Origin of the sequence: Allosphingosinicella deserti (assembly GCF_003012735.1) — a bacterium.
Lineage (GTDB): Bacteria > Pseudomonadota > Alphaproteobacteria > Sphingomonadales > Sphingomonadaceae > Allosphingosinicella > Allosphingosinicella deserti.
The window spans coordinates 483,609-509,180 of sequence record NZ_PXYI01000001.1 but is presented as its reverse complement, the minus strand read 5'-3'; the positions used below and the strand labels follow the sequence as shown (position 1 = coordinate 509,180).

The 25,572-nt window shown below is 65.6% G+C and carries 23 protein-coding genes; 10 read left to right on the top strand and 13 right to left on the bottom strand.

What is annotated here, in order from left to right:
* Positions 1 to 70 precede the first annotated feature (70 nt).
* Positions 71 to 2,599, top strand: coding sequence for a glycoside hydrolase family 9 protein (locus C7I55_RS02315; RefSeq protein WP_233222003.1), 2,529 nt, complete (start codon positions 71 to 73; stop codon positions 2,597 to 2,599).
* 223 nt (positions 2,600 to 2,822) lie between these two features.
* The gene (locus tag C7I55_RS02310) at positions 2,823 to 3,002 is read left to right on the top strand and encodes a hypothetical protein (protein WP_106511254.1); all 180 of its coding nucleotides are present in this window, start codon (positions 2,823 to 2,825) and stop codon (positions 3,000 to 3,002) included.
* 25 nt (positions 3,003 to 3,027) lie between these two features.
* On the opposite strand, the gene C7I55_RS02305 is transcribed toward C7I55_RS02310, so the two are convergent.
* From C7I55_RS02305 to C7I55_RS02295, 3 genes are all read right to left on the bottom strand, one after another.
* On the bottom strand, positions 3,028 to 3,840 hold the full coding sequence (locus C7I55_RS02305; protein WP_146150903.1) for a hypothetical protein: 813 nt from the start codon (positions 3,838 to 3,840) through the stop codon (positions 3,028 to 3,030).
* Positions 3,837 to 4,184, bottom strand: coding sequence for a hypothetical protein (locus tag C7I55_RS02300; protein ID WP_106511252.1), 348 nt, complete (start codon positions 4,182 to 4,184; stop codon positions 3,837 to 3,839). Before C7I55_RS02300 ends, C7I55_RS02305 begins: the two co-directional genes overlap by 4 nt.
* A 125-nt stretch (positions 4,185 to 4,309) precedes the next feature.
* Positions 4,310 to 4,960, bottom strand: coding sequence for a hypothetical protein (locus C7I55_RS02295; RefSeq protein ID WP_106511251.1), 651 nt, complete (start codon positions 4,958 to 4,960; stop codon positions 4,310 to 4,312).
* Positions 4,961 to 5,085: 125 nt separating this feature from the next.
* On the opposite strand from C7I55_RS02295, the gene C7I55_RS02290 reads away from it, so the two are divergent.
* On the top strand, positions 5,086 to 5,655 hold the full coding sequence (locus C7I55_RS02290) for a LexA family protein (protein WP_106511250.1): 570 nt from the start codon (positions 5,086 to 5,088) through the stop codon (positions 5,653 to 5,655).
* Between the two features lie 59 nt (positions 5,656 to 5,714).
* On the opposite strand, the gene C7I55_RS02285 is transcribed toward C7I55_RS02290, so the two are convergent.
* Positions 5,715 to 6,617 (bottom strand): winged helix DNA-binding protein, encoded by a 903-nt coding sequence (locus C7I55_RS02285; RefSeq protein WP_106511249.1) that lies wholly within the window; start codon positions 6,615 to 6,617, stop codon positions 5,715 to 5,717.
* A gap of 411 nt (positions 6,618 to 7,028) precedes the next feature.
* Between C7I55_RS02285 and C7I55_RS02280 the strand changes: the two genes are divergently transcribed.
* From C7I55_RS02280 to C7I55_RS02260, 5 genes are all read left to right on the top strand, one after another.
* Complete coding sequence (locus tag C7I55_RS02280) at positions 7,029 to 7,787, top strand: class I SAM-dependent methyltransferase (protein ID WP_106511248.1); 759 nt, start codon at positions 7,029 to 7,031, stop codon at positions 7,785 to 7,787.
* A gap of 61 nt (positions 7,788 to 7,848) precedes the next feature.
* Positions 7,849 to 8,718 carry an S-methyl-5'-thioadenosine phosphorylase gene (locus C7I55_RS02275; protein WP_106511247.1) on the top strand — a complete coding sequence of 290 codons (870 nt, stop codon included), beginning with the start codon at positions 7,849 to 7,851 and terminating at the stop codon, positions 8,716 to 8,718.
* Between the two features lie 139 nt (positions 8,719 to 8,857).
* Positions 8,858 to 10,636 carry an N-acetylglutaminylglutamine amidotransferase gene (locus C7I55_RS02270; RefSeq protein ID WP_106511246.1) on the top strand — a complete coding sequence of 593 codons (1,779 nt, stop codon included), beginning with the start codon at positions 8,858 to 8,860 and terminating at the stop codon, positions 10,634 to 10,636.
* Complete coding sequence (gene ngg, locus C7I55_RS02265; RefSeq protein WP_106511245.1) at positions 10,636 to 12,396, top strand: N-acetylglutaminylglutamine synthetase; 1,761 nt, start codon at positions 10,636 to 10,638, stop codon at positions 12,394 to 12,396. Before C7I55_RS02270 ends, ngg begins: the two co-directional genes overlap by 1 nt.
* A complete protein-coding gene (locus C7I55_RS02260; protein ID WP_106511244.1) occupies positions 12,377 to 13,528 on the top strand; it encodes an osmoprotectant NAGGN system M42 family peptidase in 1,152 nt (383 codons plus the stop codon). Before ngg ends, C7I55_RS02260 begins: the two co-directional genes overlap by 20 nt.
* A 10-nt stretch (positions 13,529 to 13,538) precedes the next feature.
* Here the strand turns inward: C7I55_RS02260 and C7I55_RS02255 are convergent, their stop codons facing one another.
* The 3 genes from C7I55_RS02255 to C7I55_RS02245 form a co-directional block, all read right to left on the bottom strand.
* Entirely contained in the window at positions 13,539 to 14,075 is a 537-nt protein-coding gene (locus C7I55_RS02255) for a helix-turn-helix domain-containing protein (protein ID WP_106511243.1), read from the bottom strand.
* 129 nt (positions 14,076 to 14,204) lie between these two features.
* A complete protein-coding gene (locus C7I55_RS02250) occupies positions 14,205 to 15,128 on the bottom strand; it encodes a glutaminase (protein ID WP_106511242.1) in 924 nt (307 codons plus the stop codon).
* 136 nt (positions 15,129 to 15,264) lie between these two features.
* The gene (locus C7I55_RS02245) at positions 15,265 to 16,938 is read right to left on the bottom strand and encodes a dipeptidyl-peptidase 3 family protein (RefSeq protein ID WP_106511241.1); all 1,674 of its coding nucleotides are present in this window, start codon (positions 16,936 to 16,938) and stop codon (positions 15,265 to 15,267) included.
* A gap of 185 nt (positions 16,939 to 17,123) precedes the next feature.
* Here C7I55_RS02245 and C7I55_RS02240 point away from each other — a divergent pair, with 185 nt between their 5' ends.
* Entirely contained in the window at positions 17,124 to 17,318 is a 195-nt protein-coding gene (locus C7I55_RS02240; RefSeq protein ID WP_106511240.1) for a hypothetical protein, read from the top strand.
* Between the two features lie 36 nt (positions 17,319 to 17,354).
* On the opposite strand, the gene C7I55_RS02235 is transcribed toward C7I55_RS02240, so the two are convergent.
* Positions 17,355 to 19,148: an ABC transporter ATP-binding protein gene (locus C7I55_RS02235; protein WP_106511239.1), complete on the bottom strand. Its 1,794-nt coding sequence runs from the start codon at positions 19,146 to 19,148 to the stop codon at positions 17,355 to 17,357.
* A gap of 582 nt (positions 19,149 to 19,730) precedes the next feature.
* On the opposite strand from C7I55_RS02235, the gene C7I55_RS27680 reads away from it, so the two are divergent.
* Positions 19,731 to 19,925, top strand: coding sequence for a hypothetical protein (locus C7I55_RS27680; RefSeq protein ID WP_146150902.1), 195 nt, complete (start codon positions 19,731 to 19,733; stop codon positions 19,923 to 19,925).
* A gap of 42 nt (positions 19,926 to 19,967) precedes the next feature.
* On the opposite strand, the gene C7I55_RS02225 is transcribed toward C7I55_RS27680, so the two are convergent.
* From C7I55_RS02225 to C7I55_RS02205, 5 genes are all read right to left on the bottom strand, one after another.
* Positions 19,968 to 20,819 carry an ABC transporter permease gene (locus tag C7I55_RS02225; RefSeq protein ID WP_106511237.1) on the bottom strand — a complete coding sequence of 284 codons (852 nt, stop codon included), beginning with the start codon at positions 20,817 to 20,819 and terminating at the stop codon, positions 19,968 to 19,970.
* Complete coding sequence (locus C7I55_RS02220) at positions 20,812 to 21,729, bottom strand: ABC transporter ATP-binding protein (RefSeq protein WP_106511236.1); 918 nt, start codon at positions 21,727 to 21,729, stop codon at positions 20,812 to 20,814. Before C7I55_RS02220 ends, C7I55_RS02225 begins: the two co-directional genes overlap by 8 nt.
* 135 nt (positions 21,730 to 21,864) lie before the next feature.
* Positions 21,865 to 23,427 (bottom strand): L,D-transpeptidase family protein, encoded by a 1,563-nt coding sequence (locus C7I55_RS02215; RefSeq protein WP_106511235.1) that lies wholly within the window; start codon positions 23,425 to 23,427, stop codon positions 21,865 to 21,867.
* A gap of 7 nt (positions 23,428 to 23,434) precedes the next feature.
* Positions 23,435 to 24,028, bottom strand: a complete 594-nt coding sequence (locus C7I55_RS02210) for a DUF4142 domain-containing protein (RefSeq protein ID WP_233222002.1) — start codon at positions 24,026 to 24,028, stop codon at positions 23,435 to 23,437.
* 146 nt (positions 24,029 to 24,174) lie between these two features.
* The gene (locus C7I55_RS02205; protein WP_106511233.1) at positions 24,175 to 25,419 is read right to left on the bottom strand and encodes a vanadium-dependent haloperoxidase; all 1,245 of its coding nucleotides are present in this window, start codon (positions 25,417 to 25,419) and stop codon (positions 24,175 to 24,177) included.
* Positions 25,420 to 25,572: the final 153 nt, after the last annotated feature.

Here is a 25,572-nt window from a genome sequence, read left to right as displayed (position 1 = left end):
TCTTTCGGAGGCGCTTGGCAAGCATGACGGCTTGGCTATGTTAGCGCTAGCATAAAACAGGGAGGATGCGATGCGAAACGGCACGCGAACGATGATCGGGCTGCTTCTGTGCACGGCAGGAGCGGTGTTCTCGCAGGCATCGGGGGCGCAGACCACCGCCCCGCGGCTGACGCTCGGCGACGGCGGCTATTACGAAAGCGCCGGGGTCAATTGGCTGGTGTTCAGCAATTGGTATGACGGCCTGTTCGCCGACTCGAAAATCAGCGGCGTCGAGCTCATCCAGCAAGGCGCCCGCACCGCCACCAATGGCGATGTCCGGCTCTCCTCGACGCCCGGACAGTGGGATGCAATCGGGCGACTGGTCGAACGCAAGGTCGATCCGAAAACCGGGGTGATCGAGGCCTCGCTCGAATATCCCGAGCATCAGTTTCGATACACGATCCGTGCGGAGCCGCGCGGCGATGCGCTCCGGGTGACTGTCGCGCTGCCGCAGGCCCTTCCCGCAGCGCTGGAAGGCAAAGCCGGCTTCAACCTCGAATTCCTGCCGACCGCCTATTTCCGCAAGAGCTACATGGCTGACGATAGGGCCGGCATCTTCCCGCTCTATCCGGCAAGCACGATGATGCTGACGGCCGAGCGCAACCCGGCCAGCGGCCGCAGCGACGGTCCTGGCGCCGAACCGCTGCCGCTGGCGACGGGGAAGAGCTTCGTGCTGGCGCCGGAGGATCCCGCCCGCCGGGTCAGCGTACGCACCTCCGAGGGCACGATCCAGCTTTTCGACGGGCGCGACCAGGCGCAGAATGGCTGGTTCGTGCTGCGCTCGTTGCTGCCATCGGGCCGCACCGGAAACGTGCTCGAGTGGACCGTCGAAGCGGCCGCAGCGCCCGGCTGGTTGCGGCCACCGGTGATCGGCCACTCCCAGCTCGGCTATGCGCCGGCGGAAAAGAAGGTCGCGACCATCGAGCTCGATCGCGGCGACCGCCGACGGCTTGCCCCCAGACTGCTGCGGCTTTCGGCAAGCGGCGCCGCCGTGCCGGTCAGCGTCGGACCTGCCAAGGCGTGGGGCGATTACCTGCGCTATCGCTATCTCACCTTCGATTTCTCGAACGTACGCACGCCCGGCCTCTATCAGCTCGAATATGGCGATACCCGTACCGCACCCTTTCGGATCGGTGACGCGCTCTACGACGATGCCTGGCACCCGACGCTCGACGTCTATTTCCCGATCGCGATGGACCATATGTTCGTCAACGAGGCCTATCGGGTCTGGCATGGGGAGCCGCACCGCGACGATGCCCGGCAGGCTCCGGTCAACCACGAACATATCGATCTGTACCGGCAGGGCCCGACGACCGACACGAAGTTCAAGCCGGGCGAACATATTCCGGGCCTCAATGTCGGCGGGTGGCTCGACGCCGGCGATTTCGACATCCGCACCCAGACGCAATATGCGGTGATCCGATCGATGGTCGAAAGCTGGGAGCGGTTCCGCCCGGCCCGCGACACCACAGCGATCGATCAGGAGCGCCGTCGGGTCGAGATCCATGTTCCCGACGGCGCGCCCGATCTGCTGCAGCAGATCCGCCACGGTACCCTCCAGCTCGTCGCCCAGTTCGATGCGGTCGGCCACGCAATCCATGGCATCGTCGAACCCGACGTCGGCCAATATACCCATCTTGGCGATGCTTCGACCAAGACCGATGGCCTCGTCTACGATCCAAAGCTCAAGCCCGGCGAGCAGAAGAACGGCCGCAGCGGGACGCCCGATGACCGCTGGGCCTTCACCAGCCGCGCCTCCGCGCTGAATTACGGATCCGCGGCGGCGCTTGCGGCGGCAAGCCGCGCGCTCAAGGGCTTCGACGATTCGCTCGCCGCCCGATGCCTCGACATCGCCGAGCGCGTCTGGAAGGAGGAGCACAGCCATGCGCCGAATACCTTTCGCCACGGAAATACGACCGGCGGGCCGCTCGAAGCCGAGGAGCTCGCCGCCGCCGTCGAGCTGCTCGCCGCGACGCGGAAATCCGTGTACGCCGAACGCGTCCAGGCGCTCTGGCCCACCATCGAGAAAAGCTTCACGCGAGACGCCGCGACCGCTGTCGCCGCCCTCCCCCACATGCCGGCTTCCTATCGGGCCGCACTGGAGCCGGCGGTGCGCGCCTGGGCAGCGGAGTCGGACAAGATTGCCAAGGCCAATCCCTATGGCGTTCCGATCACGACCGGCGGCTGGGCCGGCGGCGGCACCGTGCTAGATTATGGCCTCGCCACCTACGCGCTGCACAAGGCGTTCCCGGAAATCGTCAAGCCCGACGCCGTCTTCCGGGCACTCGCCTTCATCCACGGCAACCATCCGGGCTCCGACATCTCGTTCGTCTCGGGCGTCGGTACCCAGTCGAAGGAAGTCGCCTACGGCAACAACCGCGCCGATTTCAGCTTCATTGCCGGCGGCGTCGTACCAGGGGTGCTGATCCTCAAACCCGATTTCCCGGAGAACAAGGAGGATTGGCCGTTCCTATGGGGTGAGAACGAATATGTCGTGACGGAAGGCGCCGCCTACATCCAGCTGGTCAACGCCGCGCGCGATCTGCTTCGCAACCGCTGAGGGCCTTCGATCGAGATCGGCCGTCGCATTGCAAAGGGTGGGCCGAGGCGGAGCGTGGGGCGCTTCACCTCGGCCCGTGGCCGGCGATTCGGTGGAGAGACGAGCCGGCCGAGCCCGCCTTTGCCGCGCTCCCCGTCGCTTCGCCATTGAGGGGAAATACGACGGGCCACCCGGCCGAAAGCCCATGTTTCCGCCGCGCTGTGGTGGACGTAACGCTAGCCTCATGTCCGATCATCTGGAGAAACTCGGCCGTCAACGGCTGCTGGCGCAGGAGACGCTCTGTCGGAGCCTTGTGTCCGAAGCTGCCGACGACGAGCTGCGCCAGACCCTGCAGGCGATGGCTGAGGTCTACGCGCAGGCAGCGCGGGCAGCCGAGCTGGACTCTCGCGCGGACGTTCGCTGAGCCGCGACGGGTGCCGCTTGCACGGTCAATGAGGCGCAACGGACGGCGGCGATGTCGCAGGGTTGGTCGCTGCCACCTCGGGCACGGGATCAGCCGACTCAACCGCGACACTCTGGGCCTTGAGCCGGGCGTTGACGCCTTCGATGCGATTGACGAGTCCGCCAAGATAATTGCCGAACTTCGCGTCCGGTTCGAAGCGCACCGATTGCAAGCGGCCGGCAGGTAGTGCGGCGGGGACCGCGATGTCCTTCGGGCCGCGCGGCTCGAACCGGACGCGGATCGGCGCCACGTCGGGCCGTTTGGAAAAGGGCCCGAGCAGCGCGCCCTTGAACAGGCTCCCGACCGTCGGTGGCCTGTCGCCCTCCGCCCAATCATCCTCGGCGACGACGACGCCGAGATCGGTGATCGTCCCGGGCGCCAGATCGAATGCGTACGAGCCAAGCGAGAAAGAGGTATTGCCCCAGCCTTGAACGACCCATGTGTCGGGTTCCAGTTCCAGCAGGAACAGGCGCGATTCCGCGGCTTTGACCAGCGGCTTGTTGCGGAAGCCTTCGACCGCCGATTGCTTGGCCGGCAGCGAATTCTGCTTTGCCCGCCCAAGGCCGCGAATGTCCCCGAGAACGCGATCGTAGCGGGCGAGCACGAGCCCCTGGTCGAGCGGCATCGTCTTCCGGGAGCCCGGTAAGCTTGCATAGGGATTGGCGCGCAGCCGGTATTCGACCAGGACATAGGCCTTGGCCGGGTTGAGGACCGTGGGAACGGTCTTGAGCGGTTGCGCCATGGCGCCCGATCCGGCGGCAAGCGCAACCGCCGCCATGGCTGGTACGATCCTGGTCATTTCGGCAGAGCCTTTCCCGGCGGCGCGTCCGCTGCGGCGAGTTGGTAGAGGCGATCGAGGCGCGCATCCTTGGACAGCGCGCCGAGTTCCTTGCGCAGCGGCCCGGTTGCCTTGATCCGGCGATAGCCCTTATCGGCCATGCAGGTGCGCAGCACGCTGTCGATCATCTTTCGCTTCTCGCCGGATCCGAGCAAACCCGCGAAAAACGCGCCGGCCGCCGCCGCATAGAGGTTGGGCGAATAGACGAAGTGGCGCGGTGCCTGGACGCCTTCGGCGAGGCCGACGCATTCGGCGAGATCGGTCGCGAAGCGCTCTCGCGCGATTCCCGATTGATGGAAGTACACCGGCTCCGCCGCACCTGCCGGTGCTGCTGCGCATGCCGTCAGCGCCAGCACAAGGAATGACCTTGCCTGCATATCAACAGCCCCCCGGCGCAATTTCTCGCGCATTACCCCTGTTGTGCAACAGGTTATCCGAGGTTGCCGGATCGCGCAATCGGTCTGGTCGAGCGCGTTCGCTCTCCGCGCACGGTGGCGAGCAATCCTTCGACGGCAAGCTTGAGCCGATCGAAGTCCGCCGTGGTCGGGAAAGGACCGTCCGCGTGCACGCCAGCATGCACCAGACGCGCATTGATCAGCCGGTCGAGCCAGGCGGGATTGTCCTGTGGAGACCAATGGGTGTCGACGACCAGGCTCTGAACCGCCTCGTAGGAGGCTCGTCCGGTGGCGGCGATCGCACGATCGAGGCGCTGGAAAGCCAATCCGCCGGGATCAGCCCCGCCGCCCGTCAGCCCCCGTCCCCGCCGGTCGACACCCTCGTAATTGGCGACTCCTGCGGCGGTTGGATAATTACTCCAGTAACGCGCCGCATAGCCCAGACCAGCGTCGCGGATCGCCGACGGATCGGCATCATGGCCGTCGAGCAGCCCTACCGCCCACGCGCGCCCGATCGCTGAATCCCGCACCCATTGACCGGCCTTGCCGCCCTGGAAAGGCTGGAAGCGCGCGGCCAGGGCGGCGATGCGGTCATTCCCCTGTTCGCGGACAGGCCGCAGCCTGCCGCATTTGTACCGCGCTCCCGCTTTGGGTTTACGCCCTGCCTTGCCGCGCCCGCTCGCCACTTACATCTCCATTTCACCGCGCATCGGCCCATTTGCCGAGTCGCCACTCATATTGCGAATTTCGCACTTGATTCGCAAGCGGTTTATTGCGATATTCGCCACATAATAATGGCGCGAGCAGGTCCATGAACGTCGAACAACTGAAGCGACTGATGGAGGAGCGGGGCGAGAACCAGGCGGGGCTCGCGCGTCTCATCGGGATCACGCCGGACAAGATGTCGAAAACGCTGAGCGGCAAGCGCAATCTGAAGCTGGAGGAAGGAAACATTCTCCGGCGCTATTTCGGCTTGGACAATGACGAGGGCCGTCCGGCCCGGCCCCACATGCTGCCGATCGTGGGTTTGGTGTCCGCCGGCGCCTGGAAAGAGGGTTTCGAGCATGTCCGCGGACACATGCCTAGCCCCGACAGCGACCTCAGCACCGATGCGTTCGTCGTCATCGTCGAAGGCGATTCGATGAACAAGGTGGTCGACGACGGCGAGGCGGTGATCGTCGATCCCAGCCGGCGCGAGCTGCTGCCGCGGCGCTATTATGTCGTCCGCAACGCCTCCGGCGAAACCACCTTCAAGCAATATCAGGATCAGCCTGCACGCCTCGAACCATGCTCCACCAACAAGGAGCACAGGACGATCTACCCCGGCCAGGAGGAGTTTATCGTCATCGGGCGGGTGCTGAAGGCGGTTCGCGACCTCTGATGCGAACAGCCAGCCCAGGGCGCTCAGCGTTCCGTGCCGCGCGCTCCCGGCGTCGCCGATCACACGATCAGCGGACAGATCCGCTGGGCGGCCTTGAGATAGGCCTCGAGCCCCGCCGCAGCTTCGTCGGACAGCTCGATGAACACCCGCCGGCCGTCCTGCGGATCGGCCACCCGGACGAACAGCCGCTGGTCGGTCATCGTCTTGATCCAGCGAAGCGCCGTTGTTGCTGGCACCGCGGCGGCGATGCAGAGGCTGGACACGGCGACGCGCTGCCGTTCAAGCCGGGCCGCATAGAGATCCAGCAGCATGTCCCAGGCAGGGTCTGCGAACATCGCGCTTCGGAAGAAATGATCGCGCAGCCGGCGCACGCGGATCACCGATCGCACCAACGCGGCGTCGATGCGCATGCCCTCGTCCCGCTCGAGATCCTCGGGTCCGTCGTCTTCCGACAGGGAGGCGAGGATGTTAGCGATTCGCCCGACCTCCTCGCTGAGTTGCTGCAGCCGCGGCCCACCATGGTTCTTGGCATCGTGGAAACGGACCGCACGGGGCACCGCCAGATCTCGGAGAACCAGAAGGAGACTGGCTGGATCGTTCGCGATGATGGTTCGAATGATATCGTTCGAATGATTCCGGCCCAGGTCATGATCGGCACCAGGGGAGACCACCACGACCGGCATTGCCGGATCGAGCTTCGCACCCTCCAGCGACGAGAGGATTTCTCCGGATGATGCTGCCGAGTCGGCAATGACGAGAATTCCGTCGGCCGGAACTGCGCGCGCAGCGGTGACGGCCTTCCCCGGCGAGGTCGCCTCCCCAAGGACCCGGAAGCCTCCCGCGGCAGCCGCGCGCCGCCCTGTCTGGATCGCTGGCTCGTGCCCGAACAGAAGCAAGGACGGCGCATCATCATAGATGATCGCTGCCCGTCGATCCCTGCTACACTCCGCTCGCGACCGCATCGTCCGCCACTCCTGCTCGGACGAAGATTATCTCCACTTTCGAGCGGCGACAGCCATGCCTTGCTCCATTTCGGAGCAGCTTTCGCGCCCGCAGCGTGACAATCCCCGCCTGTGATCCGCTGCCCCAGTCTGACCCGTCGATCTACCCGACCGCGCCAAGCAACGGACCTTGCTGTCTTTTTTAACCTGCTTTTGCCGTCAAAGCGAATCCTCTTCGCTGGTTGAAATCACCGAAGCGGAGTTTTTTTCCGCAGCCTCTTCACCTCAGCCCACAGGTAATCCTCTCAGATATCCACAGGCGGCGTTCCTGTCTCCCGGTCGAACCGTGGGCGGCTTTGGTCGCATGGACATCGCTTTTCCTGCGCCGCGCGGCAGCGTAGGTGTAAGAAAAGATCGGGGGGAGGAGCCATCATGCGCAGGATCGGGCTGATCGCGGCAAGCATATTGCTGCCCTGTGCCGCAGCAAGTGCCGGGGCGAGGCCCGCCGACGCTGCAGCGGCGCTGGCGGCGAGCGGACGGCCGGCCGACGCGGTGGAATTGGATGCGAGTCGAAAGCCTGCCGAGGTCCTGCACTTCCTTGGCCTCGAAGTCGGGGACCGGGCGCTCGATCTGTTCGCCGGGTCCGGCTATTATACCGAGATCATGGCACGGGCAGTCGGTCCCAAGGGCCTGGCCCTGGCCTGGAATCCTGCCAACTTCTCAACCGACAAGAGCCGAGCCGCCTGGGCTGAGCTCAAGGCTCGAACGCCGAACGCTGGTATCTTTGCCACTCCCGCCAACGCCGTGTCGTTACCGAGCCAGGCGTTCGATTTCGTCCTTCTGCACCTCGTCTACCACGACACCTACTGGCAGAGCGCTCAGTATAATTTTCCACGCATGGACCCGCCGGCCTTCCTGCAGGCGGTCTTCGAGGCGACTAGGTCCGGCGGGATCGTCGGCGTCGTCGATCATGTCGGCCCCGCCGGCGACACACGCGAGATCGTCGAAAAGCTTCATCGCATCGATCCAGCCAGGGTACGTGCCGATTTCGAGGCCGCCGGCTTCGTCTTCGACGGGCAGAGCGATCTGCTTGCGCTTGCCGAAGACGATCACAGCAAGAATGTGTTCGACCCCGCCATCCGCGGCAAGACCGATCGCTTCGTCTACCGTTTCAGGAAACCCGCGCGCTGACCGCACCATCGTGTCGGCGACGGCTTGTCGAAGCGGCCTTGCCCCGCCTACGACGGCGATCATGAGCGAATGGACGATCGGCATCATCGGTGGCTCCGGCCTGTATGAACTGGACGCGCTGGAGGACGCGCAATGGATCGCGGTCGACACGCCTTGGGGTCCCCCTTCCGACGAATTGCTCGTCGGCCGCCTGCACGGACACAAGTTCGTCTTCCTGCCGCGCCATGGCCGTGGACACCGCATTCCGCCCGGCGATCTCAACGTCCGGGCCAATCTCGACGCCCTGAAGCGCGCCGGTTGCACGGATATCGTCGCGATCTCGGCGATCGGCTCGCTCCGCGAAGAATTGCCGCCCGGACGCTTCGTTGTGGTCGATCAGTTCATCGATCGCACCGTCGGCCGGGCCTCCAGCTTCTTCGGCCCGGGGCTCGTCGCCCACGTTTCGATGGCCGACCCCGTCTGCCCGCGTCTCGCCGAGACCCTTGCGGGCGCGGCAGAGGCCGCAGGCGCCGCGGTAACCCGCGGCGGCACCTACCTCGCGATGGAAGGCCCGCAATTCTCCTCGCGTGCCGAGAGCGAACTGTACCGCCAATGGGGCTGCGACGTGATCGGCATGACCGCGATGCCGGAAGCGAAGCTCGCCCGGGAGGCGGAGCTTCCTTATGCGCTCGTCGGCATGGTCACCGATTACGATTGCTGGCGGGTCGGCGACAAGCCGGTCGAAGTCGCCGAAATCATTGCCCAGCTGATGGCGAACGCGGTCACGGCGCGCGCGATGGTGGAGCTGTTCGCCAAGGCCCTGCCCGCCGATCGCGAAGCCTCGCCGATCGATACCGTGCTCGATCAGGCCCTGATCACCGCACCGGATGCGCGCGATCCGGAGATGTTGGCAAAGCTCGACGCCGTGTGTCGCCGGGTGACCGGCCGCTGACGCCCACCAGGCGCCAATCCTCTTAACCTGGCTCAATTGCGGGATCGTTTCGCGGCCAGCCCCGTTCACCGGTCATTCCTCTCCTCAGCTCCTCCGGAAGAATGATTCACAGTCACGCTATGAACAAGGCGGCCGCCTGATGTGCGGTATTGCCGGTGAGGTCCGTTTCCGCTCCGGCATCGCCGATGCCGCGGCGGTCGCCACGATGATGAGAAGCCAGTCCCGGCGTGGCCCGGATTCCTGCGGACAGCTGATGCGCGGCCGGGTCGGTCTTGGCCATCAGAGGCTCAAGATCATCGATCTCTCGCAGCGCTCGGCCCAGCCAATGGCCGATCCGGAGCTTGGGCTCGACCTCGTCTTCAACGGCTGCATCTACAATTACCAGCCGCTGCGCGAAGAATTGCAGGGGCTCGGCTACCGCTTCTTCTCGGGCGGCGACACCGAGGTGATCCTCAAGGCATGGCATGCCTGGGGGCGTGACTGCGTCCGCCGGTTCAAGGGCATGTTCGCCTTCGCCATCCATGAACGGGACAGCGGCCGGGTGATCCTCGCCCGCGATCGGTTCGGCATCAAACCGCTTTATTATTCCGCCAAGCCGGACCGGCTGCGCTTCGCCTCGACATTGCCCGGGATCGTCGCCGCAGGCGATCTCGACACCGGCATCGACCGCGATGCACTGCATTTCTACATGAGCTGGCACGCAGTGGTGCCGCCGCCCTTCACCATCCTCAAGGGCGTTCGCAAGCTGCCGCCGGCCACCGTCCGAATCTATGACGAGGATGGTGCGTTCGAGGATCACCTTTACTGGGATCCGCCCTTTGGTCCGCAGGACGGCGATGCGGGCCGCAGCGACGCCGAGTGGCGGGAGATGCTGCTCGACTCATTGCGCACCGCCGTCGAGCGCCGGATGGTCGCGGACGTGCCGGTCGGCGTGCTGCTCTCGGGCGGGGTCGATTCGAGCCTGATCGTCGGCCTGCTCGCCGAGATGGGGCAGCACGGCCTGTCGACCTTCTCGATCGGCTTCGAGGAAGCCCATGGCGAGAAGGGCGACGAGTTCGTCTATTCCGATCTGATCGCAGGCCATTACGGCACCAACCATCACAAGCTGTTCGTGCCCTCGGAAGACCTGCTGCGCGAGCTCCCCGGCGCGATCGAGGCGATGGCCGAACCGATGGTCAGCTACGACAATATCGGCTTCTACCTGCTCTCTCGCGAAGTCGCCAAGCACATCAAGGTGGTCCAGTCCGGACAGGGTGCGGACGAGGTCTTCGCCGGCTATCATTGGTATCCGCCGATGGCGGGGCCCGGCGATCCGGTCGACACCTACGCCCACGCCTTCTTCGATCGCGATGCCGCAACCCTGAACCGCCATCTCGGCGCGGAGTGGCGGAACGGCGGCAGCGGTCCGCTCGACTATGTCCGAGGCCATTTCGCCCGCGCCGGCGCTGCCGATCCGGTCGCCAAGGCGCTCAGGATCGATTCCCACGTGATGCTCGTCGACGATCCGGTGAAGCGGGTCGACAACATGACGATGGCCTGGGGCCTCGAAGCACGAGTGCCGTTCCTCGATCACGATCTTGCCGAACTCGCCGCCCGAATCCCGTCCTCACTGAAGCTCGCCGGCGGGGGCAAGGGCATCTTGAAGGATGTCGCCCGTCAGGTGATCCCGTCCGAGGTGATCGATCGCCCGAAGGGCTATTTCCCGGTCCCGGCGCTCAAATATATCGATGGCCCCTATCTCGATCTCGTCCGCGACGCGCTCTCGAGCGCGCCGGCGAGGGAACGCGGACTGTTCTCGCGGGATTATCTCGACATGCTGTTCGCGGATCCGACCGGACATATCACGCCGTTGCGCGGCTCGGAGCTGTGGCAGGTGGGCCTGATCGAACTCTGGCTGCAGTCGCACAGGGTCGGCTGATGGCCAGTCGCACCGATCATCATCGCGGGCGCGCCGCCCTGTTCCCGTTCCTCAAGAATCCGCACGGACCGCAGCCGCGGGCGAACGCGCTCGCCGACTGCGGCTGGGGACGGATCCTGTTCGCGCACAGTTTCGAAAATGCCGAATATCTGCTTTCGGAACTGCGGGCCGAAGGGCCGGAGCAGCGCGACATCGCCATGTACGTGACCGATCCGCATGTCGTGCTCGCGGCCGCGCCGGCCGAGCTCTTCCTCGATCCCTCGCACACCTTCCGCTTGACGCTTGCCACCTACCGGGCCGCGGGCCGACGGCCTTCGGGCTTCTTCGTCCGGCGTCTGGTGCCCGACACCGACATTGACGGGGTCAACCGCCTCTATGCCCTGCACCGGATGATCGAGGTGCGGCCCGATTTCTTCGAGCAACATCGCAATGGCCGGCTGCTCACCTATTTCGTTGCCGAGGACGAGGAGACCGGCGCCATCATCGGCACCGTTACCGGGATCGATCATGGCTGCGCCTTCGACGATCCGGAGAAGGGATCGTCGCTGTGGACGCTTGCCGTCGACCCGCAGACGCCGCACCCCGGCGTCGGCGAGGCCCTGATCCGCTGGCTCGCCGAACATTATATCGCGCGGGGCGCGGCGACGATGGACCTGTCGGTGCTGCACGACAATCATGGGGCGATCGGACTATACGAGAAGCTCGGCTTCCATCGGCTGCCGGTGTTCGCGGTCAAACGCCGCAACGTCATCAACGAGCGGCTGTTCGCCGGCAACGATCCGGCCAAGGCGATGAACCCCTATGCGCGGATCATCATCAACGAGGCCCGGCGCCGCGGCATCGGAGTCGAGGTGATCGATGCCGAGGGCGGCCTCTTCGAGCTGCGCTCCGGCGGCCGCAATATTCGCTGTCGCGAATCCCTGTCAGATCTCACCACCGCGGTGTCACTGTCGATCTGCGACGACAAGGCGATGACTCGCCGGATCGTCCACGCGGCCGGTGTGTCGGTGCCCGACGAAATCGAAGCCAACGATGTCGAGGCCGTGAAGGCGATGCTGGCCAAGCACGGCTCGTTGGTCGTCAAGCCGGCGCGCGGCGAGCAAGGGCGCGGCGTCGCCGTCGATCTCGACACGATCGAGAGCGTGGAGACGGCGATCGCCATCGCGCGCCGTCACAGTGATCGCGTGTTGGTCGAAAGCTTCCACAAGGGCGATGATCTCCGTCTGGTGGTGATCGGCTACAAGCTGGTCGCCGCCGCCATCCGGCGCCCGGCCGAGGTGATCGGCAACGGCCGCGACAGCGTCCGCCAGTTGATCGAGCGGCAATCGCGTCGCCGCGCGGCGGCGACGGGCGGCGAGTCCAGGATCCCGCTCGATGCCGAGACCGAGCGTTGCGTCGCCAAGGCCGGCTATGGGCTGGACGATGTCCCTCCCGAGGGCGCCGCCTTCGCGGTCCGCAAGGCGGCGAACCTCCACACCGGCGGCACCATTCACGACGTCACCGCGCTGGTCCATCCGCGCCTCGTCGAGGCGGCGATCAGAGTCGCGAGGGCGATCGACATTCCGGTGGTCGGAGTCGATTTCATCGTGCCCAATCCGACCGAGCCCGACTACGTCTTCATCGAGGCCAACGAGCGGCCCGGCCTCGCCAATCACGAACCGCAGCCGACTGCGGAACGCTTCGTCGACCTGCTGTTCCCGCTCAGCATGCCCGCCGCCGCACGCACCGCCAGGAGGGCCGATGCCGCTGCCCAACATTGATACCGACTATCTTGCCGACCAGCTGCAGCGGCTGCTCGCGATCCCGAGCCCGACCGGCTACACCGATCCGATCGTCCGCTATCTGTCGGAGGAACTGGAGCGGATGGGCGTACCCTTCTCGGTTACCCGCCGCGGCGCCATTCTCGCTCTATACCGCGGGCGCGAGGTCGAGGGCGCGCGAGCGATCGTCTCGCACCTCGATACGCTCGGCGCGACGGTGAAGATGATCAAGGACAATGGCCGGCTCGAGTTGGTGCCGGTGGGCACCTGGTCGGCTCGGGCGGCCGAAACGACGCGCTGCACCATCCTCAGCGATGAAGGTGCGTTCCGCGGCACGATCCTGCCGCTCAAGGCCTCGGGCCATACCTTCAACGAGGAAATCGATACCCAGCCCGTCGGCTGGCAGCATGTCGAGCTTCGGGTCGACGCCGATTGCACTGATCGCAAGAGCGTCGAGGCGCTCGGCATCAACATCGGCGATCATGTCGCGATCGACACGGGTACGGAATTCCTCGACAACGGCTACATCGTATCCCGCCATCTCGACGACAAAGCCGGAGTGGCCGCGATGCTGGCGGCGCTCAAGGCGATGGTCGACGACCGGGTGCGCGTGCCCGTCGATATCCACTTCATCTTCACGATCACCGAGGAAGTCGGATCGGGTGCATCCGCAGTGCTGCTCGACAACGTCGTCGCAATGGTGTCGATCGATAACGGCACGACCGCCCCCGGCCAGAACAGCGCCGAATTCGGCGTCACGATCGGGATGGCCGACCAGGTCGGCCCGTTCGACTATCACCTCACCCGCAAGCTGATCCGCCTGTGCACCGACAACGGAATCCGCCACCAGCGCGACGTCTTCCGTTACTACCGCTCCGACAGCGCATCGGCCCTCGAAGGCGGCGCCGATGTCCGAACGGCCTTGATCACCTTCGGCATCGACGCCAGCCATTCCTATGAGCGGATCCACATCCATGCGCTCAAATCGATTGCCGAGCTGACCTATCTCTATGCCGCGAGCCCGGTCGAGATCGCCCGCGACGTGGAGGAGCTTGCGGGTCTCGAGGGCTTCACCGAGCAGCCCACCGAGCCTGCGCCGCATAGCCACGACGATCCGTCAACGCACGGCTGACCCCCTCCGATCACACGAAACAGGCAGGGTCCCCGGCCGCGGTCAGCCGCTTTTCCCCTTCCTCGCCGTCGAGCATTGCCGTGGTCTGGATCGCGTCATCCTCGGGATCGCGCATGTCGAGCCGCAGCGGATCATATTGCGCGACGCTGCACAGGCGACGCCAGTCGGTGATGCGCATGCTCTCGCCCTCGATGCGGATCACTTGCGACAGATTGAGCAGGGCGAGGGTTCGCTTCACCTTGCACAGCGGCACGTCCAGCGTGCGCGACAATTCCTGACGCGGCAGCGGAAGTGAAGCGTCGCGATCGGCACCGTGGCGGCCGAGCTGAAAGCCGAGCTCGCACAGCAGATAGGCGAGGCGCCCGCGCGTATTCCGGCGGGTATCGTCCGCGCGCTCCGCCGCCGCAGCCGTCGCCAGCGCCGCCCGCACCTTCCATTCCTCGTCCTGGGCGTCGCTGCGGACAAACAGGAACGGCAGAGCGGAGACGGATGAAGGAATGGAGGACGAGAAAGCAGACGCGAAGGGAGTGAGGAAGGACGTTGCCAATCAAGCTCTCCGAAGCGGCGCGGTCCGAAACGGAGTGCGCCTTTTTTCTTCCGGATCAACACTTTGAGAGCGCTTCGCGTTCCTTGCCATCAGATTAACAAGGATCAATCCCCTCTCCGACCCACATGGTCAGACGAAGATCGACCAGCCCGTCCGCTCGACCAGGCGCTCGAGTGCCACCGCCCCGACCAGAGACGTGCCGGCATCATTGAGCCCTGGCGACCAGACGCAGACCACTCCGGTTCGGGGCACGATCGCCAGGATCGCGCCGCTGACCGCGCTCTTGCCCGGCAGACCGACCCGGAAGGCGAAGTCGCCGCTATTGTCGTAATGGCCGCTGGTCAGCATCAACGCGTTGATGCGGCGTGCCCGCGACGGCGTGCAGACCACGTCACCCTTGACCGGATCATGCCCGTCGAACGCGAGGAACAACGCCGCCTGGGCAAGCTGGCGGCAGCTCATCGCCACGGAACATTGACGATAGTAAAGCGACAGCACTTCCTCAGGCGGGTTCTTGAGGTTGCCGAACGCCGCGATGAAATGCGCGAGGCTGCGGTTGAAGGCGCCAGCGCGGGATTCCGACATGGCGATCGTCTCATCGATGCCGATTTCGCCGGCGCCCGCGCGCTCGCGCAGGAACTGGAGCAATTCCGAACAGGCCTCCTCGCGGCCGCGCCGCCCGATCAGCTGATCGCAGACGACAAGCGCGCCCGAGCTGGTCAGCGGGTTGCGCGGCTTGCCCTTCTCGATCTCGAGCTGGATGATCGAGTTGACCGGAGATCCCGCCGGTTCTCGCCCGACATGATTCCAAAGCGCCGACTTCACGTGGTGCAAGGCAAGCGCGAGACTGAACACGTAGGAGATGCTCTGGATGGTGAAGGTTTCGTCGCCCTCACCGGCGACATAGGTGGAGCCATCCGCCAGTGCGATCGCCAATCCGAACGAATGCGCATCCGCCTCGGCAAGCGCCGGTATGTAGGACGCGACCTTGCCGGAGCCACGATAGGCGTGAACGTCCCCCACAATGTCGTCGACCAGCGCCTGATAATCCATTCCCGTCTCCCGAATGCGTCGCTCGGCTCCACGCCGGCTGCTCCCCCCTTGCAACGCGGTTCCATCCTCGGCGCTCCGCTGGCCGAACGTTTCTGACCCGGAATGGCAACAGCCTGCCGTCTCGTCCGCATCGGCTTCACAGGCGGTCGGGATAATCGGGCTGGATATCGGTCGGAATGTGCGTCGTCGTGGCGAGCACGGCCTGCGCGTGATCGTCGAGCCTGGCGTAGCGCTCGAAGAACGCCTTGGTGCCCTCATAGTCGCCGTTGCCTTGCAGGCGGACGAGATCGGCGACGAGCTCGCGGACCCCCGCCTCCAGCCTGGCGTAATCGACCCGGAACCGCCCCACGGAGCCATCCCAGGTGAAAGCGCCCTTGTCCTTAAGATAGCTGTACTGCATCGCCGCGCCGCGCCCATGGGCCTCGTCGACGCCGAAGCGGACCGCGCGGAAGATGCCGGCGAAATAGGTGGCGAGCATCTGCTCGCGCTCGGCGGACGGCATTTCGCCGCGCTTCATCAGATAAAGGATGTTCCACACGCCCATCACATCCGCCTTGGCTTCCTCGCTTGCGGAATAGACGTCCTTGAGCTCGGCATTGACCGTCGTCTGACGGCCGCCGACGCTGATCGTTCCGGGCCCGAGGCTGTGCGACAGCTCGTGGAACAGCGTCTCCTCCTCCATATATTTCTTGGAGACGAGCCGCGCCTGCTCCGGCACCAGTACGAAGGACGCCATCGGCCCCAGGATCCGCTCGTATTTGGCGCCGAGCACATTGGCCAGGATCACCTTCTTCGCCCCCTTCTGCTCGCGGACTCGTTCGTCGTTGGGCAGGTTGAAGGCGACCGTCTGCACGCCGGGCACGTTGTCGCCCCCGCCATGGACCTGATCGGCGACGAGGATCGGCGAGGTGAACGGGCGATTGAAATTCTTGTACCTTTCCTCGACAGGAAGATTGCGCTCCATGTCGGGCAGCAAGGTCTTGTACTTGGCGAGGGCGGCACTTTCCTTGGGGTTCTGGACCGTGACGAAGGCCTCGAACGCGGTCTTGGTGCCGTAGAGCGTATCGGTATAGACTTCGTACGGCCCGATCACGACCTCGATCGGAGTCCCCGAGACTTCCATCCAGGCGAGCTCCGAGGGGTAATAATCGTTGGTCCGGAACGCCTTGGCACGCAGGGTCAGGAAGGTCCGCAGGCTCGTGTTGGAAGTCCGGGCCGCCGCCTGTTCCAGCAGGCGCGCCGCCGGCTCCAGCCACTCGCGATATTCGACGCTGTAGGGAATGGCGACCAGCTTCTCTCCCTGCCGCCGAACCACGGTGTAAGGCGACGTGAGCGCCTCCTTCTGCTCCGGATTGGCGGCGAGATAGGCATCGAACGTCTCCTTGCTGAGATCGCGCGGGTAGAAGCCGGCGCCGGCCGGTTGCGGTTCATCGCCGTAGAAGGGCCGGTTCTCGGCAAGCGTGTCCCAGGGCCCGAAATGCAGATCGAACATGTCGAGCAATTGCGCCGCGCGCGGGTCACGGCTGCGCTCGATCTCGGCCCGGATCGTCGGGTTCTCGACCGAGCGCTGGCGCAGGTAGATCGGGTTCATCAGCTCGGCGGCGCGGATCAGCAGATTGGTTACGGTCCGCTCCTCCGAAGTGAGGAAAGCCGTATCCGCGGGCATTGCGATACGGGCGATTTTCGCCCGCTGGGCCGCGAGACCATAGCCCTCTGACCACGCTGGAGCGGCGGAGACGGGGCGCTCGCTGACGGCGCCGGTGCAGCCGGCGGTGGCAAGCATGAAGGCGGCAAGAGCGGCGTTGCGCATCGAACTCTCCTGGACGTTGTTTGTTTTCCGCAGGGTGATAGCGGGCGAGCGGTGTCGAGGCAAAAGCCGGTCGCGCCGAGACGTTCCAGGGGGACGGCCGATGCCGTCGCCTGGGTTCGCGCGCCGCTGGACTTCCCCGCCGCATCGGCGCAACTTTCTCGATCCGACTCGGGGAAGGAGAGGCCATGCCGCTGTACAGACTCTGCTTCGAAGACCATGATCGCCGGACCGAGGAAGAGGTCGGCTTTTTCAACGACGAAGGCGCGCTCGCTTATGCCCGCCGTCTGTCACGGGGCCGCCCGGTCGAGCTCTGGCGCGGGGAGGCCCTGGTGCATCGCGACCAGGAAATCGCGCGAGTCCGCACCGCCGAACCCGCCTGAGCCGACCTTCGATCCCGATCGTGCCTGCACGCAGCGTCAGCTGAGCAGCTCGTTCCCGGACGACATTCCGGCCTGACGATCGAACAGCCGTCGATATTGCCCATCTTCCCGCTCGAGCAACGCGACGTGGGCACCATCTTCGACGATGCGGCCCTTGTCGAACACCAGGATACGATCGAGTGCACGGACCGTGGAAAGACGGTGCGCGATGACGATCGCGGTTCGGTCGATCAGCAGCCGCTGGATCGCGTCCTGGATCAGCGCCTCGGACTCGGAGTCGAGGCTCGACGTCGCCTCGTCGAGCACCAGGATCGGCGCATCGACGAGGAAGGCCCGCGCCAGCGCGACACGCTGGCGCTCACCGCCGGAAAGCTTGACCCCGCGTTCTCCGACCAACGTTCGATAGCCCTTCGGCAATGCGGATATGAAATCGTGCGCATTGGCGAGTTGGGCGGCGCGCTCGATCTCGGCATGGCTCGCATCCGGCCGCGCATAGGCGATATTCTCGGCAAGGGTGCGGTGGAAAAGTACCGGCTCCTGTGGCACGATCGCGATCTGCCGGCGAAGCGACATCTGTTGCGAGGCGGCGATGTTCTGACCGTCGATGCGGATCTCGCCGGAGCTGACGTCGTACAGCCGCTGCAGCAGCTTCACGAACGTCGTCTTGCCGGATCCCGATCGCCCGACGAGGGCAACCCGTTGTCCGGCGGGGATCCGCACGTTCAATCCGTCATATAGCGGGGTTTCGTGACCGCCGTAGCGGAAGGTGACCGCGTCGAACGTAATCTCGCCGCGCATGATCCGGATCGGCCCGGCGCCGGGACGATCGGCCACGCCGAGTGGCTCGTCATGGAGCCGAACGAGTTCCTCCATCTCGTTCACGGAGCGCTGAAGCTGATGGACGTGCTGGCCGATGTCGCGAAGGTAGCCGTGCAGCACGAGGTAGCTGGTCAGCACGTAGACGACGTCTCCGGCGCTTGCCCGGCCGATCGACCACAGCCACAGCGCGGTGCCGGTCACCCCTGCCCGCATCAGCCACAAAAGAGCGAACTGGCCCGAGCCGCTCCAGGTGAAGAACATCCAGGTCCGCGTCGTCCGCCGGCTCCATTTTTCGAGCAGAGCGGACAGGCGCGCATCTTCCCGCGCCTCGCCGCCGAAGGCCTTGACCACGGCATTGGTGCCGATCGCGTCGGCGAGCATGCCGCCCAGACGCGTGTCCCACTCGTTCGACAGCCGCGCGGCGGGGGCGAGGACGTGGGTCGCAAGGATGACGGTCAGCCCGGCATAAAGGCAGGCGCCGATCGCCATGACGACGCCGAGGACGGGCCAGTGAACGCCCAGCAGCGCCACCGTGCCGATCAGGACGACCAACGACGGAAGCAGCGCGAGCAGGAGCACGTCGTTGAGCGTGTCCAACGCCCACATGCCCCGGGTGATCTTGCGCACGGTCGATCCCGAGAAGCTGTTGGCGTGCCAGTCGGATGAAAGCCGCTGCACCCGATAGAAGGCGTCGGCGGCCGTCTCCCGCATGTTCGATTGCGTCAGGGGAACGACGCCCCACCACGCCAGGTGCCGGAGCACGACCATGATCACCCCGAGTGCCGCAATCGTTCCGAAGGTCACCCACGCGGCATCGGCACCGTCCGGTCCGGATCCGAGCGCGTCGATCATCCGTCCGGCGAACAGCGGAACGAAGACCTCCGTGATCGTTGCCGCAGACATCGCGGCGCTCACGCCCGCCGCCAACGCCGGGCGGCGGCGCCATTTGCCCCAGGCGAAGGCGAAGACGATGCGGAGCGCCGAGCGCCCCTTCAGGTGGTTCACAGCCATAGATTGCCGCACCTGCTTGAGCGTGCGTCCCTGGATCGAGATTGCAGATGGAAAGCGAAGCCGCGCTGGAGGGCGGCGGGGGGCGTCAGCCGATGACGCCGCGTCCGCAGGAAAGCGGATTGCGATTTGCTGTCATCAACGCCCTCCTTCCTCTTGTGGAACGCCCATAGCCCAGCGGATACGATTCTGCCACCCCACCCTTGCCCAGGAGCTATCACCTGGGCGAGGGTTCTTCCGCACAAATGCGCACATCTCGTCACGGGACGCCGCGTCTTACGTTTCGAATCCCGCTATTCCGGCAAGGATTTGCGGCGAAAGACCGTAGTTCTACCGCCTTCGCCGCGGCAAGGTGTGTTCAGCGGGACAGAGAGGTCACGGCTCCGGGGGTGGAGCAAAGGCTGGGTGAAAGGATCGTTGGGGGACGGTTCTTGCGTCGCTGCAAAGGCGAACACCCAGCCGTTTTTTCTCTTTCCAGCCTGCGGCGGACGCCGCCCGCCTCGCAATCCGGCACCGACGACGTCGGCCGCGTTCGGAATCATCGCCGGCCATGCCGGCCGCTTTGCAATCAGGAAGGAAGAAGAAATGGTGCCGCTCAATGACCCGCTCGTTGCTTCGTCCGACGAGCAAGACGGCCGGATCGTCCAGCAGCAACTGCGTGCCAACCTCAGCCGCTCGATCGATATCTGGCTGCGCCGGACCCATGCCGGCGGCAGTGCCGAGCCGCGCGCCGCGGCGCGGAGCAACAACGACACCACGCCGTCGAGGACCGCCGCCTGAGGCGTCCGCCCCATCAGTCCAGGTTGGACGGCATCTCGCTATTCAATTGATATCCTGCCGCTTGAAGCTGACGAACGTCAGCCCTGCTACGCCCACCACCCAGGCGCCGACCAGGGCGAGGGATGCCGGCCAGGACCAGGCGATTGGCTCCAGTTCGGGTAGACGGGTTTGAGAAGCGGAGCCCTGGCCGAGCCAGCTCGACAGATTGTCGAAATGATAGCCGGGGAGCAGCTGGTACAAGCCCCAGACGAGCCGCGGCGCGTAGATCGACAGGATCGGTGCAAGACCGAGAAACGCCTGCTCCGCGGTTACCGCCACCAGCCCGATGACCAGAGCTGCGATCGTCGAGCGCGTCAGCACGGCGGCAAGGCTGGTATAGGCGATCGTGACCAGCACCGGCGCCAGTGCCGCGACCGCGCCGAGATATTGCGCCTTCGCAAGCGCCGCGGCCGTGATCCCCTCCGGGATCGGTGAACCCAGGACGACGTCGCCGATCCAACCCATCAGCAAGGTCAGCAGGCCGGTGAGCAGGAAGGCGCCGTAGAGGAACAGGAACGTCATCGCGAACTTTGCGGCGATGAGGGCGCTACGGGAGCGATGCGGAACCACCAGCTTCCACGTGTTCCAGCCATATTCCCCGGCGAAGACGAAGGCCGCGAACGCCGCGATCAGATAGCGGCCGAACATGTGCGGCGGCACGTACCAGATAGCGGCCGTGCTCTCGATCCACTTGGACGCGGCCGGCGCTGCCGTCTCCGGCCGCGCCTGAATGAGACCGACGCAGATCAGCAGCACCGACAGCAGCAGGAAGCCGATCGGGTAGATCCACACCAGGAACCAGGTGGCGCGGTGACGCCGGAATTTGAGCGTCTCGGCGGCAAAGGCTTCAAGCATCGGCGGCCTCCTCCTGCGTGATGGAAAGGAACACCTCCTCCAGATTGCGGCGCTCCGGCGTCAGGCCGAAAATGTCGATTCCTGCCCCGACCAGCCGCCTTACCACTTCGGGCGCCTCATCCTGGGTGGCGCGGACGAGGATCGTGTCTCCGTCGGGTTCGACCGCCCAGCGCTCCTCGATCACGGACCTGGCAAGCTCCAGCGGCGCCGCCTGAAGGCGCAGGCCTTCGTCGGCAGCCAGCAGGTCGCGGATCGTCGCTTCGCGGATCACCTCGCCGCGGCTGATGATCGCGATCCGATCGCAGACCTGCTGCACTTCGTGGAGCAGGTGACTGGACAGGAACACCGTCTTGCCGTGGTCCGCCGCCAGGCTGCGGATCAGCAGGCGCATCTCCTGAATGCCGGCGGCATCGAGGCCGTTCACCGGCTCGTCGAGGATGACGAGATCGGGATCGCCGAGCAGGGCGGCGGCGACTCCGAGCCGCTGCCGCATGCCCGTCGAATAGCCTTTCACCCGCCGTTTGGCCGAGTCGGAGAGGCCGACCTGCTCGAGCAGGGCGTCGATCCTGTCCGCGCCCGCGCCATGCGTTCTGGCGAGCACCTCCAGATTCTTGCGGCCGGAAAGGAACGGATAGAAAGCGCCGCCGTCGACCAGCGATCCGACCCGCCGAAGGACCGCTGGATTGTTGCGGAGCGGTTCGCCGAACAGATGGATCTCGCCGGCGCTCGGAGAGATCAGGCCGAGCAGCATGCGGATGGTCGTGCTCTTGCCGGCACCGTTCGGCCCGAGAAACCCGTAGACCTCGCCGGCGCCCACCGAAATCGAGACATCCTTGACGGCCTGCACGCCGCCTTTACGTCCGCGGTAGACCTTGCCGAGGTCGACCAGCTCCAGCACCGGCAATGTCATGCGCCCCCTTCGCGGCCGAGACCGCCGCCCATCTCTCCCGAAGATGTGTCACGGCCAGCGGGTGGAGGCAAGTCGCCCGGCATCAGAGCCGGCAACCTTGGGGTGGCCACGTTGACATGCGTGGCCTCTGAAGCGTCAGCGCCGCCCAGCCAGCCTCGTGCCGCCCTCGCCGTCGCGCCCGTAGATATCGTCACGCAGCGCGATCCCGTCCGGGGTCGGCGCAACGGTGAGATAGGTGATGTAGACCGGGACCGGCGACTTCAGCGGTACCGACTGCTCGGGGGCGTTCGACTTGGTCGACGGCACTCGTCCGAACAGCCAGCGGCCAAGACGCCGCGCGTCCTCCAGGCGGACACAGCCCGCGCTCTGCTTTCGGTCGGCGGCCCCAAACAGCCGCTTGTCGGGCGTGTCATGAAGGTAGACGCCGAACTGATTGGGGAACATGAACTTCATGTTCCCCATCGAATTCTTCGGTCCGGGCAATTGCCGCATCGGCACCTCCACCTCGCCGCGGGCGACCGCGCGCCAGTCGATCGTCTTCGCGTCGACCGGCTTCGCATTGTCCGACCAGTCGGAAAGCACCTGGTAGCGTTCGGCACGAAGGTGATTGAGGCCCTGCGACAGCACCTTGGGCGCAACCCGGGTCTGAACGAGGTCGGGCGGCACGTTCCAGTACGGATTCAGCACGGCGGAGCGGATGTAGGCGGCAAGCATCGGTGTCGGTTCGGTGACGCGGCCAACGATCACCTTCATCGAATCGACGGGCCGGCCATCCTGATACATCCACAGCCGCTGTGCGGCGGCGTCGACCAGAACATAGCGGTTGGCCGCGGTGGGCAAGGCGCGCGCGCGCTCCAGATTGAGGCGGAGCTTGGCCGCAAACGACCGTGCGCCGCTGTTGAGAATATCGATCGTGGCCGCATCGGCAATGCCGGTCGCGGTCAGGCCGTGGCCGGACTGAAACGCGCGTACCGCAGCCGTCGTCGCGGCATCGAACACATCGCCGGCCGGCAGACCAAGCCGCACGCGGAGATCCTCGACACGCTCGCCGCGCGCTCCCGCGCGCAGCGGAGTCGCTTCGGAGATGCGCGTCTGCGGAAGATCCCCCCAGCGATCCTGCCAACGCACATACGCCTCGCGCAGCTGCTCGTAGAGCGGGTGCGTTCCCAACGCCTCTTGCATCGACGCGCTCTTGGGCCCGACCCCGGAAGCACGGTCGAGCGCCGTGCCCGGCGAAGGTGCGGTCGGGATCAGCGCGGGATCGACATAGACCATGTCGGCGGCGCGGCTGCGGCGTAGGTCACGGGCATATTTGAGGAATGCGCGCGACAGCTGCACCTCGGCCCTGGCAAGGTCCTTCGGCGAGGACGCAGCGTCGTCGAACGCCGCACGCAGGCGCTTCACCTGATAGTCCCGAGGATCGAGCCCGTCGGCATCGGCCGTTTCGAGGCGCGCCAGCACATCCTCGGCCGCATCGGAGAGGCGCGAGCCCTCGGACCACAATGGCGCATAGTTTCGGGCGGCATAAAGCTGCCGCATCGTGCGATCGGAAGACGCGCGCACCTCCCCCTCGAAGATCGAGGAGGGAGAGGCCGCGTGCAGAGGCTCCTGCCAGGCGGCCTGCGAGGCTACGAGCAGCAATGCGCCGAGCGCAACCACTCGCGCGGCGCAGCGCCGCGTCTTCCGACCCTCCTTCATCCGCGGATCAGCCGCGCTCGCCGCGCCTGCGGTCCGTCGTCGGTGCCGGGGCTTGGGTTGCGCACGCGGCCGTGCTCGGCAGGCTCTGCACCTGATTGAGGTGCATCTGGATCACCGGCACAGCCTGCGACGCCACCGTGCGCAGCGCCGGCCGGTCGCCGTCCTGCGAGTAGGTCTGATGCAGGGTCAGCGCCTCCTGGTGCGCCGTGGTCTGCTCGTTCCGGAACGCGGCTTCGAAGCCGCCCGGGCCCGTCGCCTGCAAGCGCTGCAGCATTTCCATGTGGCGCGGCATCATCTGCGGCGGCGGCGGCGTCACGCCATCCGTCTGCGCGGCCTGAGTCACCTGCGCGGTGGTGCGGGTGTGATCGTCGACGAGCATCTGGGCGAATTGGCGGACGGCCGGATCGCACGACCGCTGCAGGGCCAACTGGCCGGATTGAATTTCGAACATGTCGCTGCTTGCAGCGGTCGAGACATATTCGGTTGCCGGCATACCGGCGGGCGCCGCCTCGCTCGGGGCAGCTGCGGTTTCATCCTCGGACGTGGACGAACAGGCGGTCGCGAGCAAGGCCGCGCTTGCCGCGAGCAAAAGAGTTTTCATGTGTTCCCATCTCCCTACGAGGTTCTTTCCCCGCTCGGCATACATACGATGCCGACGCCGCTCGGTTCCGCGCAAAAAAAGAACAGGCGGTCGTTGGGCTTGGAACAGCTGCGGCTACAGCATGCCGTGGGTCCCGATTGGCCGGTCTATTTCCCTCCCGACTTTGGGAGGGGACGCATCAGATTTGCCACTGCCAACTCACCGACCTTGCGTCCGATCTCTTCGCCCGCCTCATTCGAGAAGCGGTAGTGAACGCCGCCAAGTGTGCGCGACAGTGAGACTTCGCGGACCCAATCGTCGAAGGTCGGCAGCACCTGCACGTTGCTCATCTGGATGGAGCGGGAGGCGACCCGGACCCCGCCGGGCGGAGCATTGCCGACCTCCGCTTTGAGCACGGCGGCTGCGACTGCCGCGTAGGTGCAATGGCCGCACGGATATTCCGGATGATTGGGCGTCGGAACCAACGGCTCCCAGGCCGGCTCCGGCGCCGTTGCGTCGTTCCCGTCCGTCTCGGCGCTGCGGATGGCGATCACCGGCCGCCAGAAATTATAGTGAAGCTTGGCTTCGGCAGTGGCCATTCCGGCATCGTCGGCGGACATCTCGAGCAATGCGAACAAACGTGCATTCTGGACGAGTGAACGGCCGGGAGCGTCCGCGATCATCCGGAACGATGGCATCATGTTCGGCGTGATCCGGTAACGGGCCATCAGCGTTTGGTGCGGTGTGCGCTCGGTGCTGGTCTTGCCGCCGAGCCTCTTCACCTCGTCATAGTCCCGCGCCCATCGGGCGCTGTCGAGCGCCGGCGGCGGGCCGGGCCGCACCGCATCGACCCGCTTCAGCACCCACGGCTTGAAGGCGACGTCGAACGGCTCGATGACCGGCATCTGCACGGCCGTCCACACACCCGGCTGGGCGCGGGGCTTGTACGGATTTTGCGTGATTGCGGGGTCGATGCCCCCTGCGGCAAGCGCTGCCTTCGCCGCTTCATCGCCGATCGCCTTGCCCTTTTCACGGGCGGACACGTCGCGAATGCCGTCGAGCGCGAGCAGCCAGCTCTCCTCGAGTGCGGTCTTCTGGCTCGGGAAATGGGCGAGGAGAACCTGGTAGGCAGCCGTCGCAGCCGCGGCATCCTGCGACGCCTTCGGATCGCCGGCAGGAACGCCAAGATAGCTTTCGTAGCGTCGGTCGATCGCATTCAGGGCCTCGAACATGGCGAGCGCGACCTGGGTCGATGCCCGGTCGCGCTCAGGCGCTCGCGGTGTTCCGGTCGGCGTGGCCGCGGTGATGACGCCATCGGCAAACCCCATCCACTCGCAGACCACGTCCGCCGAAGCCGGTGTCGCCGCGAACGCAGCCAGCGCTGCCCCAAGTACGAACTTCAACGCTTTCATCGTCGAATCTCCCCACACGCGAACGTGCAGGATGGACCCCTCGATGAAGCCTAACAATAGTCTCGGACTAAAAATTCAGCCGAAGATGGAGGAAAAAGCGCCTCGAATGCGGACAACATTCAGTACGCCATGACTGTTATCAGCTAATAGCCA

Excerpts from the sequence above, each read along its gene's own strand:
- C7I55_RS02315 (WP_233222003.1), top strand. The coding sequence starts at position 71 with ATGCGAAACGGCACGCGAACGATGATCGGGCTGCTTCTGTGCACGGCA.
- C7I55_RS02310 (WP_106511254.1), top strand. The coding sequence starts at position 2,823 with ATGTCCGATCATCTGGAGAAACTCGGCCGTCAACGGCTGCTGGCGCAG.
- C7I55_RS02305 (WP_146150903.1), bottom strand. The coding sequence starts at position 3,840 with ATGACCAGGATCGTACCAGCCATGGCGGCGGTTGCGCTTGCCGCCGGA.
- C7I55_RS02290 (WP_106511250.1), top strand. The coding sequence starts at position 5,086 with ATGAACGTCGAACAACTGAAGCGACTGATGGAGGAGCGGGGCGAGAAC.
- C7I55_RS02285 (WP_106511249.1), bottom strand. The coding sequence starts at position 6,617 with ATGCGGTCGCGAGCGGAGTGTAGCAGGGATCGACGGGCAGCGATCATC.
- C7I55_RS02280 (WP_106511248.1), top strand. The coding sequence starts at position 7,029 with ATGCGCAGGATCGGGCTGATCGCGGCAAGCATATTGCTGCCCTGTGCC.
- C7I55_RS02275 (WP_106511247.1), top strand. The coding sequence starts at position 7,849 with ATGAGCGAATGGACGATCGGCATCATCGGTGGCTCCGGCCTGTATGAA.
- C7I55_RS02270 (WP_106511246.1), top strand. The coding sequence starts at position 8,858 with ATGTGCGGTATTGCCGGTGAGGTCCGTTTCCGCTCCGGCATCGCCGAT.
- ngg (WP_106511245.1), top strand. The coding sequence starts at position 10,636 with ATGGCCAGTCGCACCGATCATCATCGCGGGCGCGCCGCCCTGTTCCCG.
- C7I55_RS02260 (WP_106511244.1), top strand. The coding sequence starts at position 12,377 with ATGCCGCTGCCCAACATTGATACCGACTATCTTGCCGACCAGCTGCAG.
- C7I55_RS02250 (WP_106511242.1), bottom strand. The coding sequence starts at position 15,128 with ATGGATTATCAGGCGCTGGTCGACGACATTGTGGGGGACGTTCACGCC.
- C7I55_RS02245 (WP_106511241.1), bottom strand. The coding sequence starts at position 16,938 with ATGCGCAACGCCGCTCTTGCCGCCTTCATGCTTGCCACCGCCGGCTGC.
- C7I55_RS02240 (WP_106511240.1), top strand. The coding sequence starts at position 17,124 with ATGCCGCTGTACAGACTCTGCTTCGAAGACCATGATCGCCGGACCGAG.
- C7I55_RS02235 (WP_106511239.1), bottom strand. The coding sequence starts at position 19,148 with ATGGCTGTGAACCACCTGAAGGGGCGCTCGGCGCTCCGCATCGTCTTC.
- C7I55_RS27680 (WP_146150902.1), top strand. The coding sequence starts at position 19,731 with ATGGTGCCGCTCAATGACCCGCTCGTTGCTTCGTCCGACGAGCAAGAC.
- C7I55_RS02225 (WP_106511237.1), bottom strand. The coding sequence starts at position 20,819 with ATGCTTGAAGCCTTTGCCGCCGAGACGCTCAAATTCCGGCGTCACCGC.
- C7I55_RS02220 (WP_106511236.1), bottom strand. The coding sequence starts at position 21,729 with ATGACATTGCCGGTGCTGGAGCTGGTCGACCTCGGCAAGGTCTACCGC.
- C7I55_RS02215 (WP_106511235.1), bottom strand. The coding sequence starts at position 23,427 with ATGAAGGAGGGTCGGAAGACGCGGCGCTGCGCCGCGCGAGTGGTTGCG.
- C7I55_RS02210 (WP_233222002.1), bottom strand. The coding sequence starts at position 24,028 with ATGAAAACTCTTTTGCTCGCGGCAAGCGCGGCCTTGCTCGCGACCGCC.
- C7I55_RS02205 (WP_106511233.1), bottom strand. The coding sequence starts at position 25,419 with ATGAAAGCGTTGAAGTTCGTACTTGGGGCAGCGCTGGCTGCGTTCGCG.